The sequence below is a fragment of the Gordonia sp. PvP123 genome (genome assembly GCF_040547295.1).
GTDB classification, from domain to species: domain Bacteria; phylum Actinomycetota; class Actinomycetes; order Mycobacteriales; family Mycobacteriaceae; genus Gordonia; species Gordonia terrae.
This window is the reverse complement of the sequence record NZ_JBEPPN010000004.1, coordinates 155,137-172,848: the sequence shown is the minus strand read 5'-3', so window position 1 is coordinate 172,848 and position 17,712 is coordinate 155,137. Positions and strand designations below refer to the sequence as shown.

Below are 17,712 nucleotides of genomic sequence, written 5' to 3'. Positions count from 1 at the left end.
TGCGCGATGCAGGGTAGCGTCCACGTGTGACCTCGCCACCACCTGCCGACCGGGGCCTGGTGCGATTGTGTGTGCTGGCCGTCGTGGCGGGGCTCGTGACCGGTGTGCTGGGCGGCGCGTTCCGCTGGTGTCTCGGGCACCTGGACCGCTGGCGCGTCGAGATGCTCGACTGGTCGGCGGGATTCGGTGTTCCCGGGTGGCTGGTACCCATCGCGGTCACCGCGGCCGGCGCGGCGCTCGGCGCGCTCGCCGTTCGGGTCGTCCCGACCGCCGCGGGCAGCGGAATCCAGCATGTGGAGGCGGTCGAGCGCGGTGAGGTGTCCTCGGCGCCGCTGCGCCTGATCCCGGCCAAGTTCGTCGGCGCGCTCGCCGCGATCGGATCGGGGCTCGTGCTCGGGCGAGAAGGGCCGACGGTGCACATGGGCGCCGTCGTCGGTGCCGAGACCGGCAGGCGCGGAGGGCTGGACGACGCCGACGTCCGGGTGATGCAGACGTCACTGAGCGGCGCGGGCCTGGCGGTGGCGTTCACCGCGCCGATCGGTGGTGCCCTGTTCGCGCTCGAGGAGGTCGGCCGTTCGGTCCGGCTGCGACTCGTGGTGCCGACGGTGTTCGCCGTGGTGGCGGCGGTCGCCGCCGGCCGGGTGATCCTCGGCGACCGTCCGGAATTCGACGTACCCGATCTCGACGTGCCGTCGGTGACGGTGCTGCCCGTCTTCGTGGTGTTCGGCCTCGTCTCCGGCCTCATCGGGATCGCCTACAGCCGAATGGTTCTCGGGACCCTCGGCTGGGTCGGCCGGTTCTCGCGGGTGCCCCCGATCGGTCGCGCCGCTCTCATCGGTGCGGTGATCGGTGCACTGCTCGCCCTCGATGCGCGCGCAGCCGGCGGCGGGGACGGACTCACCCAGGCGGTGGTCGACGGCGGTGTCGTGCTCCCCGCACTCGCCGCGCTCTTCCTCGTCCGGTTCGTCGCGGGTCCGCTCTCATACGCCGCGGGCACGCCCGGTGGCCTGTTCGCGCCGCTGCTCGCGCTGGGCGCGCTGTGGGGTGCCACCTTTGCCGAGGTCGCCGACGTCGTTGTCCAGCAGCCGGACTCGGCTGGGTCGGGATTCCGGGGTGCGATGATCCTGGCCGGGATGGCAGCGCTGTTCGGCGCGGTCGTCCGGGCGCCGCTCACCGGAATGGTCGTGGTGATGGAGATGACCGCGACCACCACGGTCGCCCTTCCCATGCTGGCCGCGACGGCTGCCGCGGTGCTCGTCGCGCACATGTCCGGGTCACCGCCGGTGTACGACTCGCTCCGCGAGCGGATGCTCGCGAATTCGGCTCGGCGGGATGACCCCTGATCTCAGGGGCACCAGGGGTCGCGCTTTCGGATCAGGGGGCAGCGGGGGTCGCGTTCGTCCGTGAGTCCAGCGGCACGATGAGCGGGCCGCCCGTGACCGGATCGGTCATCACGTGCGCCCGCAGGCCGAACGCCGCATCGAGGGTCTCGGCGTCGATGACCTCGGTGGGGGAGCCGGTGGTGACGATGGCGCCGTTGCGCATGACGAAGAGCGAATCGCTGTAACGGGCAGCCAGATTCAGATCATGCAGCACCATGACGACGGTCTTGCCGTGCTCGTCGCGGAGCCTGCGGACCAGGTCGAGGACGTCGATGGAGTGGGCGAGGTCGAGATAGGTGGTCGGCTCGTCGAGCAGGATGAGGTCGGTGTCCTGGGCGAGGGTCAGCGCGATCCAGACCCGTTGTCGCTGTCCGCCGGAGAGCGCGTCGAGGGTGCGGTCGGCGAGGTCGAGGGTGTCGGTCATCTCCATCGCCTGCGCGACCGCCGCCTCGTCGGCGGCGCTGGCCTGCGCGAACCAGCGCTGGTGCGGGTGCCGTCCGCGCCCGACCAGGTCGGCGACGGTGAGACCTTCGGGCGCAATGGGATTCTGCGGCAGGATCGCCAGGGTGCGCGCGACCTGTTTGGGCCGGGCCGACGAGATGTCGTCGCCGTCGAGGTACACCGTGCCGGCCCGCGGTGGCAGCAGCCGGGCGAGACACCGCAGCAGCGTCGACTTGCCGCATCCGTTCGAGCCGATGATCGTGGTGACCTGCCCGTCGGGGATGTCGATGTCCAGGCCGTCGATGACGATCCGGTCGTCGTAGCCGACGGTGAGCCCGACGCCGCGCAATCGCGCGGTGGCGGTCGGGTTTTCGAGGGAGGACGCGGTCATACGCTCGCCTTTCGGGACATGACGACCATCAGGTAGATCAGGAACGGCCCGCCGATCGCGGCGGTGACGATGCCGACCGGCAGACCACCGGGCAGTACCGTGCGGCACAGTAGGTCGCCGCCCAGGACCAGCGCCGAACCGATGACCCCGGACACCAGAGGTGTGGGCACGGCGGTACCGGCCAGCCGCAGGGCGATCTGCGGGGCGAGCAGGGCGACGAAGGCGATCGGGCCGGCCGCGGACACACTCAGCGCGGCGACCAGGACCGCGGTGAGGAGCAGCGTCGTCGACACCGCACCGGTGCGGACGCCGAGTCCGCGGGCGAGATCGGGTCCGAGGCTGAGCATCCCGATCTGGCGGGCCAGGACGACCACGACGACGATGCTCGCGCACACACCCGCGACGACCGGCCACACATTCGACCAGCCCACGTTCGCCACCGATCCGACGATCCAGACCTGCGCGCGACCGACATCCCGGATGTCGGCACGGGACAGCAGGAACTGGGTCAGCGCCTGCAGCAGCCACGTCATCCCGACACCGATCAGCACGAGCCGGAACGGGTTGATGCCGCTGTTGGCCTTGCGTCCCGGCCATGCCAAGACGTACATGACGACGGCGGTGAGCAACCCGCCGAGCATGGCGGACGCGGGGACGCCGAGACCGCCGAGCCATGCGCCCCAACTGGTGGTCGAGAACGCGATCGCGGTCACCGCCGCCACGCTGGCACCGGCGGTGATGCCCAGCATGTCCGGCGTGGCCAGCGGGTTCTGGGCGATCAGCTGGGTGAGCGAACCGGCAAGGCCCAGACCGAATCCCACCAGTAGCGCGACCAGCGCGCGGGGCAGGGCGACGTCGAAGACGACGACGTTCTCGACCCGGGTGCCGCCGCCGAGGAGGATGCGCGCGACGTCGATCGGGGTCAGCGGGAAGTCGCTGACCCCGACGCTCGTGAGGAACAGGAGGACGGTGACGGTGGTGGACACCAGTGCCACGGCGAGCATGCGCGGGCGGACGACCATCGACATCGGTTCGATGGCGATCCGGTAGCCGCCGGGATGAGGTGCGATCCGGGTCTTGGCCCGGAGCCCGGTCTTCTCGGCGATACCGGTCGCGGTCTTCATGGAGGTCGGCGGGTTCACACGGTCCCCAATCTCTGTCGGCGGACCATGACGATGAGGAACGGCGCCCCGACCAGTGCCAGCATCACACCGACCTGGACTTCGCCGGGGCGGGCGACGACGCGGCCGAGGATGTCGCAACCGACGAGGAGGATGCCGCCGAGCAGAGCGGAGTACGGGATGATCCACCGGTAGTCGGCGCCCACGATCGCGCGCGCGATGTGCGGGACGACCAGACCGAGGAACACGATCGGGCCGCAGGCCGCGGTGGCGGCTCCGATGAGCAGGGTGATCGTCAGCACGCCGAGGGCGCGGATCAGCACGACCCGGGAACCGAGTGCCTTGGTCATGTCGTCGCCCAGGCTCAGGACGTTGAGGAAGAATCCGCTCGCCAGCGCGAGGACGAGTCCGACGCCGATGAACGGCAGGCTGGCCCAGAACACGTCGATGCCCCGGCCCGCCGTGGACCCGACACTCCAGAAGCGCCACTGGTCCAGCGAATTGGTGTCCACGAGCACGATCGCGGACGTGATGGCGGTCAGCATCGCGGTCAGGCCGGTACCCGCGAGCACCAGGGTCAGCGGACTCGAGCCACTCAACGACGACAACCCGAACACCACGGTCGACGCGATGATCGCGCCGACGAGGCCGAAGAACATGAACGCGATCGGGCTGGTGATCCCCAGCAGATAGATGCCGCCCACGACAGCGCATGCGGCTCCGGCGTTGACGCCCAGCATTCCGGGGTCGGCGATCGGGTTGCGGGTGTGGCCCTGCGTGATGGCGCCGGCCGCACCGATCGCGAGTCCGGCGGACAGGCCGAGCAGTGTGCGCGGCACACGGAGGTCCCACACGATCCCGTCGACGTCGGTGTCCTTCGGCACCTGCGGCATCCGCAGATTGATCAACGCGTTCCAGATCTCCTGGGCGCCGGCGGTGAAGCTCGGCCAGATCTCGTCGAGAGGGACCGGTCGGGTCCCGAAGAGCACGGACGCGACGACCAGCGCTGCAAGGGTCGCGAGCAGCAGCGGGATTCCGAGAACTCGGACAGATCGGCGCACGAAGGTAAACCTTACCAACCTTGCGCGGGGACGCCTCCGCACCGTGTGCGGAGCAGACAAGCCGGGTGTCGTTCGGATAACGAAATGCCGACGAATGCTGAGGGAAGGCTGTGCGCGCGGTAACACTTCGCTCAGGCTGGGTCGATAGTCCCGGTGTCGGTGGGCATCTCGGACCGACAGCAGCAGACCGGTCGCCGGTGGGATGGGATGAACCGCCCCACGACGGCGACGTCGGGAAACACAACAGTGTCGCCTACGAACGAGGAGGATCGATGAAATCGCTGAAACGGGCTCTCACAGGGGTTCTGGTCGCCGCAGGAATCGCCGGTGGAACGTTGGTGGGTGCTGCACCCGCCCACGCCGCCGTTCCCAACCTCCAGATGACGGGCGGGGTCTACTGTCAGTTCGCTGCTCCGGGCACTCCGTGGAACCAGGCGTGGAGCATGACCCGGTTCATGCGGGTCACCGCGCGTGACGGCGAGTTCCGCAACGTCACCCTGCAGGAGATCAACGGCGCGACGAAGTTCAAGTCGCAGCTGAAGAAGAACGAATCGCTCACGATCAAGACCACCTGGTTCGGCTGCTTCCCGTCATCGATCGCCGGATACGCGATCTCCGACTACGCCGAGAACCTGACCGACAATGCCGGTTTCTGGTGGAACGTCCGGCGCGTCGACAACCCGTTGGACCGGCTCGGCACGGGCTCCTCGGCGTCGGCGTCGACGGTCCTGACCGGCGGCGGCACCGACGTCGCGGGCGTTCCCGCGATCCCGGGTCGATGAACAACTGAAGCATTTCGCGCCGGGCGGCGTGCGGGGAGGACGCCCCCGCACCCGCCGGGCGCATGCGAAAGAGCGGCGACCGAGAGATCTCGGCCGCCGCTCTTGTGCGTTCGTCACGCGGAGGGGCGGGACACCTTGTCGGGCTCCGACGCGGCGAGCATGTCCTCGCGTTCAACGACTTTGACGCGTTCGCGGCCTTCGGCGGCGCCGAGTGCGCGTTCGTGTTCGTCGAGTCGGTACCAGCCGTCCCAGGTGGTGAACGGGATGCTCTTGGACTCGAGGAGTTCGATGATGGCGTCCTCGCCGGGTTTGCCGGGTTGGTTGAGGGCCCCGGCTTCCATGTCTTTGAGGATGCAGTCGACGGTCTCGTTGGCGTCGCCCTTGGTGTGGCCGATGAGGCCGACGGGGCCGCGTTTGACCCAGCCGGTGGTGTAGATGCCGGTGAGCTGGTGGCCTTCGTCGAAGACGCGTCCGGCTTCGTTGGGGATGACGCCGGCTTGGGAGTCGAACGGGATCTCGGGCAGGTTGTCGGAGAGGTAGCCGACCGCACGGTAGACCGCGCCGACTTCCCAGTCGGTGGTCTTGCCGGTGGGTTTGACGTTGCCGGTGCCGTCGAGCTGGGTGCGTTCGGTGCGCAGACCGACGACCTTGCCGTCTTCGCCGAGGATTTCGGTGGGGCTTTCGAAGAAGTGCAGGAACAGCTTGTGGATCGCGCCCTGTTTGGGTTCGCGGATCGCGTAGTTCTCGATGATCGTGGCGACCTGGTCGGTGATCTTCGATCCGCGGCGCGCGACGGCCGAACCCTCGTCGTAGTCGATGTCCTCGGGGTTGACGATGACTTCGATGTTGGGGGAGTGGTCGAGTTCTTTGAGTTCGAGGGGGGTGAACTTGGCCTGGGCGGGGCCGCGGCGGCCGAAGACGTGGACCTCGATGGCCTTGTTGGCTTTGAGTCCTTCGTAGACGTTGGCGGGGATCTCGGTGGGCAGCAGTTCGTCGCCGGTCTTGGCGAGTACGCGTGCGACGTCGAGGGCGACGTTGCCGACGCCGATGACTGCGACCTTCTCGGCCTCGAGGGGCCAGGTGCGGGGGAAGTCGGGGTGGCCGTCGTACCAGGCGACGAACTGGGCGGCGCCGTAGCTGCCGTCGAGGTCGATGCCGGGGATGTCGAGGACGCGGTCGTCGGTGGCGCCGGTGGAGAAGATGACCGCGTCGTAGTGGGCGCGCAGTTCGTCGATGGTGATGTCGGTGCCGTAGTCGACGTTGCCGAGCAGGCGTACCTGTGGTTTGTCGAGGACCTTGTGCAGGGCGGTGATGATGCCCTTGATGCGCGGGTGGTCGGGTGCGACGCCGTAGCGGATCAGACCGAACGGAGCGGGCATCCGCTCATACAGATCGATGCTGACGCCGCGGTCCTTGGCGGTGTCGGACTTCATCAACGCGTCGGCGGCGTAGATCCCGGCGGGACCGGCACCGACGATCGCAACCCGCAGCGGGCGGCTGTTGTCGCTCATGGAGTAGGTGTCTTCCGTTGCTCAGCACGCGCCGGCCAGTAATCTCGGTGACCCCCGGGTCCGCGCGTATGGATAAGGCCTATCCCTTCTACGGTAGGCGCTTGCTGTCCCCGACCAAAATCCGTCTGTGAGGTAACCCTCACCTCGACGGGTGATCGGCGGCCGGGGCCGCGGCAGGCTCAGGCCTTGCCCGCGGCGGCCGCGATCGGTTCGACGGCCTGATCGGCGACCCACGGGATGGTCAGAACCGTCGGCACCGACATGGCACTGCCGACCTCTTGGGGCAGGTAGACGACGCGGCCCGACTGCGCAACGGCCAGGCGGTTGAATGCCGCGTTCGACTTCAGCCGGTCGTTGGATCCCTCCCAGTCGACGGCGACGACGACGTCGGCCGAGTCGAGCAGGTTCAGGCTCTCGGCCGGGAGGTCGCCGTAGAATCCGCTGGTCAGCGATGGCTGCAGCGCCGGCGGGAAGGTCAGTCCGTATCCGGCGACGGTCTGCCCGCGGCCGTCGCCGGGGCCGTAGATCGACACGCCGCCGGTCGGGCTGGCGGTCACGACCACAGCGGTCTTGCCCGCGAGTTGCGGATTCTGCTCGCGGACTCGTGCGAGGAACTGCTCGGTCTCGGCCACCTTCCGGTCGGCCAGCTCGGGCAGCCCGACGGCGGTGCCGATCTGTCGGGTCTGCGCGTCCCACGGCACCTGCCAGGGCTGGAACTGCGCGGGCCGCAGGATCGTCGGTGCGGTCTTGCTCAGCAGGTCGAACTGATCGCGGGTGGGGTCGGCGCCGACCGCGGTGATGAGGTCGGGTTCGGTGGCCAGGGTCTTGGGGATCTCGTCGCCGAACGCACCCGAGGAATTGGGGAGGACGACCGGGTTCGAGTCCGCGAGCAGCTCGGCATTCCACGGTGCCGACGCCTGGTCGGGGTCGGCGAAGGGCGCGATCGTGGTGGGGGTGATCCCCAGCGCGAGCAGGGTGTCACCGTCGCCGACGCCCATCGCCGCGACGCGTTTCGGCGCCTGTGCGACCGTCGCGGGGGCATAGACCTGCTGCACGGTCACCGGGATCGCGCCGGCCTCGGGGGCGGGCGCCTGCGCCATCCCGGAGTCGACGGTCTCATCCGGCGGCGAACACGAGGTCGCCACGAGAGCTGCCGCGAGCAGCCCGACGAGAAGGGTGAGTGTGCGGCGGGTGGTAGAGCGCATCCGGGGTCCTCGCTGGTCGTTGCGTTCGGCGTCGTCGTTCTCCGCTGTACTTCGGTACTCAGGTACTCAGGTACTCAAGTACTTAGGGCCACCTTACTCACGGTGTTCCGATTGCCGACGACGCGCGGGTGCGCTCGTCGGGCACCGCACGGCCGGCGACGCCGGTCTCAACCGGTCCCGGGACGCTCGATAGACTGCCCGCCATGGCCGAAGCTGCAGGTGAGGGTGACCAGAGGCCCCCGTCGTGGAAGAACGCATGGCCGTTCTTCGTCGCGGCGGGCGTCGTGGGCCTCGTTGTGCTCGGCGTCGTGCTGTCGAATGTGACCCGTCCCGCCGAGGACCGGGCCGGCGACTCGGCCCAGGTCCAGTACGCGATCAACGACGTCTACACCGCGCGGAACGGCCCGAATTATGCCGAGTACCGGGCGAACACCTGCGCCGCCGACGTCGAGGCGGCCGATTTCATCTCCGAAGAGCGGTTCGTGCAGGACAACCGGGAAACCCTGACCCGCAACGGTCACATCGAGATCCCGGAGATCACGGAGTTGGTCGTCGACGGTGACCGGGCGACCGCGAAGGTTCATTGGCACTATGACAAGACACCCGACGACGTGAACGTCGTCGACACGATCGTGGTGCGCGAGAACGGCGAATGGAAGGTGTGTTCCTCATGACCTATGCCGGTGACCTGACCCCCCGTGAGGCGTGGGAGAAGCTCGAGAGCAATCCAAACGCGGTGCTGGTGGACTGTCGGACGCAAGCCGAATGGTCGTTCGTCGGCGTGCCCGACCTCGAGATCCTGGGTAAGCGCACGATCTTCGCCGAGTGGACCACCTTTCCCGAGGGGCGTCGTAACGACGACTTCGTCGCACAGCTGCGCGATTCGGGCGTGTCCGACGACCAAGAGGTCATCTTCATCTGCCGCTCCGGACATCGGTCGATCGGCGCTGCGCAAGCCGCGACCGCCGACGGAATCGGCAAGGCCTACAACATCGTCGACGGTTTCGAGGGTGCCCTCGACGAGAACGACCATCGCGGCGCGTCGGGCTGGCGTGCCGAGAACCTGCCGTGGAGGCAATCGTGAGTCCTGATCTGCCCGTGGGTCGCCCGCTGCCCGAAGGGTTGTCGGCCGACACCATCGCGGTACGCGGTGGATTGTCGCGCTCCGGATTCCACGAGACCTCTGAGGGCCTCTACCTCACGAGCGGTTACGTCTACGACTCCGCCGAGGCGGCTGAACGTGCCTTCACCGGGGAGGACCAGCGATTCGTCTACTCGCGCTACGGCAATCCGACCGTCGAGATGTTCCAGGAGCGTCTGCGTCAACTCGAGGGTGCGGAAGCGTGTTTCGCGACCGCGAGCGGTATGGCCGCGGTGTTCGTCGCACTCGGGGCGCTGCTCAAGGCCGGTGACCGGCTCGTCGCCGCACGCAGCCTGTTCGGTTCCTGCTTCGTCGTGTGCAACGAGATCCTGCCGCGGTGGGGTGTGGAGACCGAATTCGTCGACGGTGAAGACCTCGAACAGTGGGAGCGGGCGCTGTCCAAGCCCACCGACGCCGTGTTCTTCGAGACGCCGTCGAACCCGATGCAGAGCCTCGTCGACGTCGTGAAGGTCTCCGAACTCGCGCACGCCGCGGGCGCACAGGTGGTGCTGGACAACGTCTTCGCCACGCCGTTGCTGCAGCGTGGTCTCGATCTTGGCGCCGACGTCATCGTGTACTCGGGCACCAAACACATCGACGGACAGGGCCGCGTCATGGGCGGCGCCGTGCTCGGCGCCAAGGAGTACATCGACGGGCCGGTCCAGCAGTTGATGCGCCACACCGGTCCCGCGCTGAGTCCGTTCAACGCCTGGACGCTGGTGAAGGGTCTGGAGACACTGCGCCTACGCGTCGACGCCTCGGTGTCCTCCGCGCTCCGGATCGCCGAGTTCCTCGAGGCCGACCCGCGCGTGCGGTGGGTGAAATACCCGTTTCTGCAATCACATCCGCAGTACGATCTCGCGAAGTCGCAGATGTCGGGCGGCGGCACCGTGGTGACCTTCGAGCTCAACGACCACGACGGCATCGACGGCAAGAAGCGCGCCTTCGAGGTGCTCAACGGCCTGCAGATCGTCGACATCTCCAACAATCTGGGTGACTCGAAGTCGCTGATCACCCACCCGGCGACCACCACGCATCGTGCGATGGGACCCGACGGACGCGCGGCGATCGGCCTCAGCGACTCGGTGGTGCGGCTGTCGGTCGGGCTCGAAGGGGTCGACGACCTGCTCGGGGATCTGGACCAGGCGCTGGGCTGAGCCGGCGCGGCCCGGACGCGGCTAGTCGAGGCTGTCGATCCCCAACGCGTTCAACACCGTCCGGAGTTTGAACGCGGTCTCCTCGAGCTCGCCCTGGGGATCGGAGTGTTCGACGATGCCGCCCCCGGCCCACGTGCGGAGGCTGCGACGATCTGCCTCGAGTTCGAGGCACCGGATGGTCACCATCCACTCGCCGTCGCCGGCGGCGTCGCACCAGCCGACGGCTCCCGCATAGAAGCCGCGTTCCCCCTCGACCTCTCGGATGATCTGTGCCGCAACATCACTCGGTGTGCCGCACACCGCGGGGGTTGGTCCGAGCAGAAGCGCGAGATCCAGTGCGGTGGTGGCGGGGTCGCGGAGCGTCGCGCGGATCGGGGTGGCGAGATGCCAGACCTCTCCGGTCGACTGCAGTTGCGGGGTCGACGGCGCGTCGACGTCGTCGCACAGATGCGACAGCCGGTCCCGCAGATGATCCACGACGAACGCGTGTTCGGCGAGATCCTTGGCCGAGGAGAACAATCCGTCGGCGACCGCGCGGTCGACGACCGGATCCGGCGATCGGGGCGCCGACCCCGCGTACGGGTGACAGGTGACGACCGATCCCGACTTCCGCAGCAGCACTTCGGGACTCGCACCGAACAACCACGACCCGGAGCCGGTGGCCGCGCCGAGGTCGACGCCGAATGCATTGTGCCCGGCGTTCCCGCCCGCGAGGGCATCGAGGAGTTCGCCTGGCGCGACCTCTCGGTCGAGCACGATGTCGACGCTGCGGGCGAGGACCACCTTGCCGACGTCGCCGGCGACGATGCGTTTGACGGCATGCGCCACCCGTTCGCGGTGTTCATCCGCGGTGGGGTGCAGGGTGGTCGACAGCGGGATTCGCGACAGCGGCGGTCCGCCGGCCAGCGGTGCGTCGTCGAGGTCCAAGACCTCGGGCACCACCAGCGCGGCCGGGTCGGCGAGATCGAACGGGATCGCGCCGGTCAGCGCGCCGATCTCGCCGGAACGCAGCGCGGCCGAGGCCGCATCGACATCGGTGAAACCCCGGACGGCGCCCCGGCCCCGCACGGTGCCGTGCGGGCGGGACAACACGAACACATCAGTCGCTGACACCCCTGACACGCTACAGGTAAGTGTGCCCTAACTTCGGATCACGCTGAGTGAAAATTGACACGTCTGCGCGACATCGACGACTCTGGTTCGTAGGTCATGAGTGCCAGTGACAAGCCCCGGCTCGCTGGTCGGCAACCCTCCTCCGCGGTGGGGTGCTCCGGGTGACGACCTGGCCGCGTACCGACCGGACGCGGCAAGCGCGGAAATTCAGAGGAGCTCCTGCCATGACCGCTGTCCTGTCAGCACCGAGAACTGTCGGCCACGAGTCTGTCGATGCCCACGTCGTCGGTCTCGACCACCGTGCGCGCCCGGCCGTTCCCGGTCTCGCCCCGGTCGTCGGCGCCGACGTGACCGTACCGTTGGCCGGCGGCGGGACGACGCGATACGTCAATCTCGATTACGCGGCGAGTGCGCCGGCACTGATTTCGGTGGCCGCCGCGGTCGCCGAGGGGCTCGGCGAGTACGCGAGTGTTCACCGCGGTGCCGGCCACCTGTCGCAGGTCACGACCGCCCGGTACGAGGCCGCTCGGGAGACCGTGCGCGAGTTCGTCCGCGGGCGGGTCGACGACACCGTCGTCTTCACCCGCAACACCACCGACGCCATCAACCTCGCCGCCCACATCACCCCCGGGGACGTCGTGGTGCTCGACATCGAGCATCACGCCAATTTGCTGCCGTGGTGCGCGCCGCGCGACGGTCGCAACCGGGCCCGGGTCGTCCCGGCCTGCGACACCATCGAGGACACCCTGGTCGCGCTCGAGGCCGAGCTCGCGTCGGCGCCGGCCTCGCTGCTCGCGGTCACCGCGGCGTCGAACGTCACCGGCGAGGTGCTGCCGATCGGCCGGCTCGCGTCGATCGCCCACCGGCACGGGGCCCGCATCCTGGTCGACGCCGCGCAGCTCGTCGCGCACCGACCCGTGTCCATCGTCAGTCACGGCATCGACTACCTGGCCTTCTCCGGACACAAGGCATACGCGCCTTTCGGCTCCGGAGTCCTGATCGGCCGCCGGGACTGGTTCGACGCCGCCGATGCCTACCTTGCCGGCGGCGGTGCGACCGCCGACGTCGACCTGGGTCCGAGTGCCGGTGGGGTCACCTGGCACACCGGGGCCGCCCGCCACGAGGCCGGATCGCCGAACGTGCTTGGCGCGGTGTCGATCGCCCGGGCCTGTCGCGCACTCGCCGACCTCGGGCCGGAGGCGATCGGGTTGCACGAGGCGCGCCTGTCCGAGCGTCTCGACGGGGGACTGGCCGCGATCGACGGGGTGCGGCCGTTGCGGATCTTCGCCGACTCCACCGATCGGGTCGGCATCGCGGGCTTCACCGTCGACGGCATCGCACCGCGGGTCGTCGCGGAGTATCTGAGTACACAACACGGCATCGGTGTGCGCGACGGCCGGTTCTGTGCCCACCCGCTGCTCAGACGTCTCGGTCATCCGGCCGGCGCGGTTCGCGCGAGTTTCGGCGCGGGAACCACCTCCGATGACATCGACCGGCTGCTCGACGCGCTACGCGCCCTGACCGCAAGCACTGACCGAACAGACGATCCGACCGAACTCGAACGAGGGGTGACACGATGACCATCGAACTCGACGCACGTGCAGACCGCGGCACCGTGGTCCCCGCACCGACATCCGCACCGACGGCCCCGATCAGCATCGGCCGGCCGGGATTTCAGGTCGCCGTCGCCGGAGACGAACTGGCACAGACATTTCCGATCGTCGTGCGACGCGAGACCCTTCGCGATGCGCAGCGGGCGCGTTCCCTGCTCCGGGCCGGCAGCCACGATCAAGCGAGATTCGTTGTCGCTCTGGAGGTGGAGGTGGCCGTCGCGCCGGATGCCGCGTCGGCGCGTGCGGCGGCCGCTGACGCGGTGGTCGCGTCGTCGGAGGCGAGCTCCGGGACCATCCGCTACATCGGGACCACCCACGGACTGATCACGCTGGTCCGCGACATCTACGCGGCCGAGGTCGCCGACGCGGTGATCCTGGTCCCGATCGACGGCGCGGCCACCGAAGTGCGCATCCGCGAACAGATCCTGCCGGTTCTCGCCGAGCAGCGGCACCGCGTGGCCTGACGGTCCGCTCCGCTGGTACCGGCACCGAGCGCAGCCGCCGGGCCGAGCAAGCGACGAAGGAGCGCGTCGAGGTCGAGGCGCCGAGTCGAAGCCACTCCGGTGACCAGACGAGAACGCCGGCAGCATCTCGACGGATGCTGCCGGCGTTCTCGTGTGTTGCGAAGCGTCAGCCCCGCGAGGGCTCGTTGGCCGCGTCGGGATGCGAGGCGAGGCGGTCGATCGCTTCCTGCGCGACCTTCTCGGCCTGGTCGCGTCCGACCCACCCGCCCGGCTGGACCTCCTTGCCGGGCTCGAGGTCCTTGTAGTGCTCGAAGAAGTGGGCGATGGGGCCCAGCTCGTACTCGGACACGTCGGAGATGTCCTTGATGTGGTCCCAGCGCACGTCCTTGGCCGGGACGCACAGGAGCTTGTCGTCACCGCCGGCCTCGTCGGTCATCGTGTACATGCCGACGACCCGTGCCCGCACGATGATGCCGGGGAACACCGACTCGGGGAGCAGGACCAGCGCGTCGAGCGGGTCGCCGTCCTCACCGAGGGTGCCGTCGATGTAGCCGTAGTCGGCCGGGTAGCCCATCGAGGTGTACAGGTAGCGGTCGAGGTAGACCTTGCCCGTCTCGTGGTCGACCTCGTACTTGTTGCGGCCACCTTTGGGGATCTCGATGGTCACATCGAATTCCACAGTTCCTCCTGGCAGTCTTGATCGGGGATGCCGCGTCGGGCCGAAACGCCCGCACGCTGTCCCAACGATACTGTTGGTCCGGCGACCTCGATGTTCGTACCCCTCGTTGTGCGTACATCCGGGCCCGTTCCATCGACCGTGAACCGTGAGAGACCCGGAGGCTTTGTGGGCGCATCCACCCGAAACGGCGGTCGTCGCGGTCGGAGACTTCTGTGGTGGACGATCACCGCGGTGGTGATCCTGGCCCTCGTCGCCACGGCGTCGGTCGTGATCGCGCTCCGCATCGACCGGGAGCCGGAACTCCCGCCCGGGGTGCCGCCGCAACCCGCCGCGGTCGCCGTCGACCCGCGGATCGGCCCGGTGGTCGACACCGCGCCGGAGCCGACGCCGCCAGGGGTCCTGCGAGCGATCACGCCCGCACTGCGCAATCCCGCGCTGGGCGAGCTCAGCGGCAAGATCAGCGATTCGCTCACCGGTGAGGTCCTCTGGACGAGAACCCCCGACCGTCCCCGCATTCCCGCCTCGAACGCCAAGATCCTGACCGCCGCCGCCGTCCTCGAGGCCGTGCCGCACGATCAGCGACTGACGACGACGGTGGTGGCCGGCAGCAACGGGCAGGTCGTCCTCCGGGGCGCGGGTGACCCCACCCTGTCCGCCCAGCCCGCCGGAACCGACACCTTCTACACCGATCCGGGACGCATCGCCGACCTCGCGCGCCAGATCGAGGAGACCGAGATCCCGGTGACCTCGGTGGCCGTCGACCTCGGCGCGTTCTCCGGGCCGACGATGGACACCACCTGGGACCGGCGGGACATCCAGGGCGGCGACATCGCGCCGATCGAATCACTGATGGTCGACGGTGCCCGGCTGGAGCCGCTGGACGAGTACTCGCCCCGCACCGCGACCCCCGGCATCATGGCCGGCGAGGCGCTGGCCGCCGCGCTCGGTGTCGAGGGGCCGGTCACCGAGGTACGCGGTACCGCCTCGAGCGGATCCGGCGACGAGCGCGTGATCGCGAAGGTCCAGTCGGCCCCGCTGGTCACCCGGGTCAACGACATGCTCCGTTACAGCGACAACGTGCTCGCCGAGACGCTCGCCGTCGAACTCTCCGTGCATCGCGGCGGGCAGCCGACCCACGCGGGTGGGGTCGAGGCGATCGAGCAGGTGCTCTCGTCGGAGTTCCCGGGCCAGTGGGCCGGTACGACACTGCACGACGCGTCCGGGATCTCCTACGCGAACCGGACCACGCCGGAACTGCTCGACGCGGTGATGACGGCCGCGAGTGGTCCCGCCAAACCGGCCCTGCGCCCGATGCTCGACGGGCTGCCGATCGCCGGTGGCACCGGCACACTCGCCGACCGGTTCGACGCCGCCGACAACCCGGGCGCGGGGTGGGCACGTGCCAAGACCGGAACACTGACCGGGGTCAGTTCGTTGACGGGCATAGTGCAGACAGTCGACGGCCGCGTGCTGTCGTTCGCCCTGATGTCCGGCGGCACCTCGCCGGCGGACGCGCGACCCGCCCTCGATGCGGTGGTGGGTCAACTGAGAGAGTGCGGGTGCCGATGATCACGTCAGGAATCGCCGGGCCGGCGGCAGCGGAAGCCGGGACCGAGACCGGGACGCCGCCGGAATCGGGCGCCGAGGACACCGTCGAGCGAGAACGCCGACCGGGTATCGGTTCGCAGATCGACTGGTCGCTGGCCGCGTCCACGGCGAAACGACTCGCCCGCCCCGGCCCGAAGACGACCGCGTACACCTACGAGGCGGCGCGCGCCGAACTGGCCGACGCCGCCACCCGCGCCGAGGCCCCGGTCCGAGGGGTCACGGGTCTGGCCGACGGCCTGCGCGTACCGACCACGCGGGTCCTCGACCGGGCCGGCTGGATCGACGCCGCCTCCCTGTCGATGCGATCGATGCTCGGTTCCGACGAGGAATCCGCCGACGCGGGCTCCCCGGGACTCGGGGCACGATTCGGCGGACTGCAGGCCGGTGGTCTGCTCGCGTTCCTGTCCACCGCGATCCTCGGTCAGTACGATCCGTTCACGCCTGATCCGGAGACCGGCGAACCCGGAGTGCTGATGGTGGTGACGCCGAACATCATCAACGTCGAACGTCAGCTCAAGGTGATCCCGTCGGACTTCCGGCTGTGGGTGTGCCTCCACGAGGTCACCCACCGCGTGCAGTTCTCGGCCAACCCGTGGCTACGTGACTACATGCAGGACAACGTCGCGGTGCTCACCTCCGACGCCGGCGAGTCGACCACCGAGATCGTCACGCGGATGACCAAGGCGCTCAAGGGTTCCGACGGCCCGCGAGAGAAGGGCGTGATCGGGGCGATGCAGTTGCTGCAAAGTCCGGAGCAGCATGCCGCCTTCCAGCGGATGATGGTCCTCGGCACCCTGCTCGAGGGGCACGCCGATCACGTCATGGATGCGGTCGGTCCGGCGCACGTGCCGTCGGTGGCTCGTATCCGCACCGCCTTCGACAAACGACGCACCGCACCGCAGAATCCGGTGCAGCGACTCATCCGGGCCCTCATCGGGATGGATGCCAAGCTCGCGCAGTACATCCGCGGTAAGGCCTTCGTCGACGCGGTGGTCGAGGCCGTCGGCATGGAACGGTTCAACACGGTGTGGACCTCACCGGACACGATGCCGCTGCCGAACGAGATCGACGACCCGCGGGCATGGATTCAGCGGGTCTTGTGAGAAAGGCGGTCGCGGATTTCGCGGCCGCTCACCGGCTCGGTTCCGAGGTCTGCGTGGGACTCTCCGGCGGCCCGGACTCGCTCGCGCTGACCGCGGCGGCCGTCGGCGCGGGTCTCGACGTCACCGCGCTGGTCGTCGATCACGGGCTCCAGCCGGGCTCCGCCCAGGTGGCGAGGACCGCGGCCGACGCGGCGAGTGCTCTCGGAGCCCGAGTCGAGGTCCTGCCGGTGCGGGTCGGCCGTCGCGGAGGTCTCGAGGCCGCCGCGCGCGACGCCCGATACGCGGCGCTCGACGCGGCCCGCGGTGACCGCCCGGTTCTGCTCGGTCACACCGCCGACGACCAGGCCGAGACCGTGCTGCTCGGGTTGGCGCGTGGTTCCGGGGCACGGTCGATCGCCGGTATGCGCGTCTGGAAAAACCCCTGGGGCAGGCCGCTTCTCGGGGTCCGCAGACAACAGACCCTGGCGGCGTGCACCGAACTGGGACTCGCTGCCCACCACGACCCGCACAATCGAGACCCGCGATTCACTCGCGTCCGGCTGCGCTCCGAGGTCCTCCCGTTGTTGGAGGACACGTTGCACGGTGGGGTCGTCGAGGCGCTGTGTCGTACCGCCGCGGGGGTTCGGGCCGACAACGACGCGCTCGACGACTGGGCGGCCCGGGTGCTGGCCGAGTGCGGGCGCGACGACGGCCTGGCGATCGGGCCACTGCTCGATGCGCCGCCGGCGATCCGGACGCGTGTGCTGCGCGCCTGGCTGCTCGACATCGGGGCGACCGAACCGACCCACCGGGTCATCTCGGCCGTCGCCGACCTCCTGGACGCGACGGCCACCGCCGACCGGACCCAGATCGCCGTGGGTGGCGACCCCGGGGTGCGTCGTGTCGTCATCCGGTCCGGCGACACACTGACGGTCCGCCTCACCGCGAGGTGAGACGGACC

At 69.2% G+C, this 17,712-nt stretch carries 17 protein-coding genes and 1 riboswitch; of the genes, 10 read left to right on the top strand and 7 right to left on the bottom strand.

The annotated features are described in order from the left end of the window. The first annotated feature begins 26 nt into the window (after positions 1-26). On the top strand, positions 27-1,343 hold the full coding sequence (locus tag ABIC25_RS08650; protein WP_248643515.1) for a ClC family H(+)/Cl(-) exchange transporter: 1,317 nt from the start codon (positions 27-29) through the stop codon (positions 1,341-1,343). A 31-nt stretch (positions 1,344-1,374) separates the two neighbouring features. On the opposite strand, the gene ABIC25_RS08645 is transcribed toward ABIC25_RS08650, so the two are convergent. The 3 genes from ABIC25_RS08645 to ABIC25_RS08635 are packed head-to-tail and all read right to left on the bottom strand — an operon-like array spanning position 1,375 to position 4,396. After that, positions 1,375-2,214 carry an ABC transporter ATP-binding protein gene (locus ABIC25_RS08645; RefSeq protein WP_101819788.1) on the bottom strand — a complete coding sequence of 280 codons (840 nt, stop codon included), beginning with the start codon at positions 2,212-2,214 and terminating at the stop codon, positions 1,375-1,377. Further along, on the bottom strand, positions 2,211-3,338 hold the full coding sequence (locus tag ABIC25_RS08640) for a FecCD family ABC transporter permease (protein WP_231895829.1): 1,128 nt from the start codon (positions 3,336-3,338) through the stop codon (positions 2,211-2,213). The genes ABIC25_RS08645 and ABIC25_RS08640 overlap by 4 nt, the downstream gene beginning before the upstream one ends. Positions 3,339-3,352: 14 nt before the next feature. Then, positions 3,353-4,396 (bottom strand): FecCD family ABC transporter permease, encoded by a 1,044-nt coding sequence (locus ABIC25_RS08635; protein ID WP_004020776.1) that lies wholly within the window; start codon positions 4,394-4,396, stop codon positions 3,353-3,355. Positions 4,397-4,668: 272 nt separating this feature from the next. Between ABIC25_RS08635 and ABIC25_RS08630 the strand changes: the two genes are divergently transcribed. After that, positions 4,669-5,178 carry a hypothetical protein gene (locus ABIC25_RS08630; protein ID WP_004020777.1) on the top strand — a complete coding sequence of 170 codons (510 nt, stop codon included), beginning with the start codon at positions 4,669-4,671 and terminating at the stop codon, positions 5,176-5,178. A 113-nt stretch (positions 5,179-5,291) separates the two neighbouring features. Here the strand turns inward: ABIC25_RS08630 and ABIC25_RS08625 are convergent, their stop codons facing one another. Beyond that, positions 5,292-6,689, bottom strand: coding sequence for an FAD-dependent oxidoreductase (locus ABIC25_RS08625; RefSeq protein ID WP_004020778.1), 1,398 nt, complete (start codon positions 6,687-6,689; stop codon positions 5,292-5,294). 179 nt (positions 6,690-6,868) lie between these two features. Continuing rightward, entirely contained in the window at positions 6,869-7,894 is a 1,026-nt protein-coding gene (locus ABIC25_RS08620) for an ABC transporter substrate-binding protein (RefSeq protein WP_239403764.1), read from the bottom strand. A 203-nt stretch (positions 7,895-8,097) separates the two neighbouring features. On the opposite strand from ABIC25_RS08620, the gene ABIC25_RS08615 reads away from it, so the two are divergent. From ABIC25_RS08615 to ABIC25_RS08605, 3 genes are read left to right on the top strand one after another with little or no spacing between them, the layout of a single operon-like run. After that, positions 8,098-8,568, top strand: coding sequence for an Rv0361 family membrane protein (locus tag ABIC25_RS08615; RefSeq protein WP_101819793.1), 471 nt, complete (start codon positions 8,098-8,100; stop codon positions 8,566-8,568). After that, complete coding sequence (locus tag ABIC25_RS08610) at positions 8,565-8,978, top strand: rhodanese-like domain-containing protein (RefSeq protein WP_033205106.1); 414 nt, start codon at positions 8,565-8,567, stop codon at positions 8,976-8,978. The genes ABIC25_RS08615 and ABIC25_RS08610 overlap by 4 nt, the downstream gene beginning before the upstream one ends. Further along, the gene (locus ABIC25_RS08605) at positions 8,975-10,192 is read left to right on the top strand and encodes an O-succinylhomoserine sulfhydrylase (RefSeq protein ID WP_239403765.1); all 1,218 of its coding nucleotides are present in this window, start codon (positions 8,975-8,977) and stop codon (positions 10,190-10,192) included. The genes ABIC25_RS08610 and ABIC25_RS08605 overlap by 4 nt, the downstream gene beginning before the upstream one ends. Positions 10,193-10,213: 21 nt before the next feature. Here the strand turns inward: ABIC25_RS08605 and ABIC25_RS08600 are convergent, their stop codons facing one another. Then, a complete protein-coding gene (locus tag ABIC25_RS08600) occupies positions 10,214-11,290 on the bottom strand; it encodes an isochorismate synthase (protein ID WP_354561292.1) in 1,077 nt (358 codons plus the stop codon). Between the two features lie 107 nt (positions 11,291-11,397). After that, positions 11,398-11,511, top strand: a riboswitch (SAM riboswitch). Positions 11,512-11,529: 18 nt separating this feature from the next. Between ABIC25_RS08600 and ABIC25_RS08595 the strand changes: the two genes are divergently transcribed. Continuing rightward, positions 11,530-12,885, top strand: a complete 1,356-nt coding sequence (locus ABIC25_RS08595; protein ID WP_354560963.1) for an aminotransferase class V-fold PLP-dependent enzyme — start codon at positions 11,530-11,532, stop codon at positions 12,883-12,885. Continuing rightward, on the top strand, positions 12,882-13,382 hold the full coding sequence (locus ABIC25_RS08590; RefSeq protein ID WP_239403767.1) for a hypothetical protein: 501 nt from the start codon (positions 12,882-12,884) through the stop codon (positions 13,380-13,382). The genes ABIC25_RS08595 and ABIC25_RS08590 overlap by 4 nt, the downstream gene beginning before the upstream one ends. 166 nt (positions 13,383-13,548) lie before the next feature. On the opposite strand, the gene ABIC25_RS08585 is transcribed toward ABIC25_RS08590, so the two are convergent. Continuing rightward, a complete protein-coding gene (locus ABIC25_RS08585) occupies positions 13,549-14,061 on the bottom strand; it encodes an inorganic diphosphatase (RefSeq protein ID WP_004020801.1) in 513 nt (170 codons plus the stop codon). A 165-nt stretch (positions 14,062-14,226) separates the two neighbouring features. Between ABIC25_RS08585 and dacB the strand changes: the two genes are divergently transcribed. From dacB to tilS, 3 genes are read left to right on the top strand one after another with little or no spacing between them, the layout of a single operon-like run. Continuing rightward, entirely contained in the window at positions 14,227-15,630 is a 1,404-nt protein-coding gene (gene dacB, locus ABIC25_RS08580; RefSeq protein ID WP_354560961.1) for a D-alanyl-D-alanine carboxypeptidase/D-alanyl-D-alanine endopeptidase, read from the top strand. Then, complete coding sequence (locus tag ABIC25_RS08575; RefSeq protein WP_354560959.1) at positions 15,627-16,772, top strand: Rv3626c family coenzyme F420 biosynthesis-associated protein; 1,146 nt, start codon at positions 15,627-15,629, stop codon at positions 16,770-16,772. The genes dacB and ABIC25_RS08575 overlap by 4 nt, the downstream gene beginning before the upstream one ends. Next, positions 16,769-17,704: a tRNA lysidine(34) synthetase TilS gene (gene tilS, locus ABIC25_RS08570; RefSeq protein WP_101819812.1), complete on the top strand. Its 936-nt coding sequence runs from the start codon at positions 16,769-16,771 to the stop codon at positions 17,702-17,704. The genes ABIC25_RS08575 and tilS overlap by 4 nt, the downstream gene beginning before the upstream one ends. Positions 17,705-17,712 lie beyond the last annotated feature (8 nt).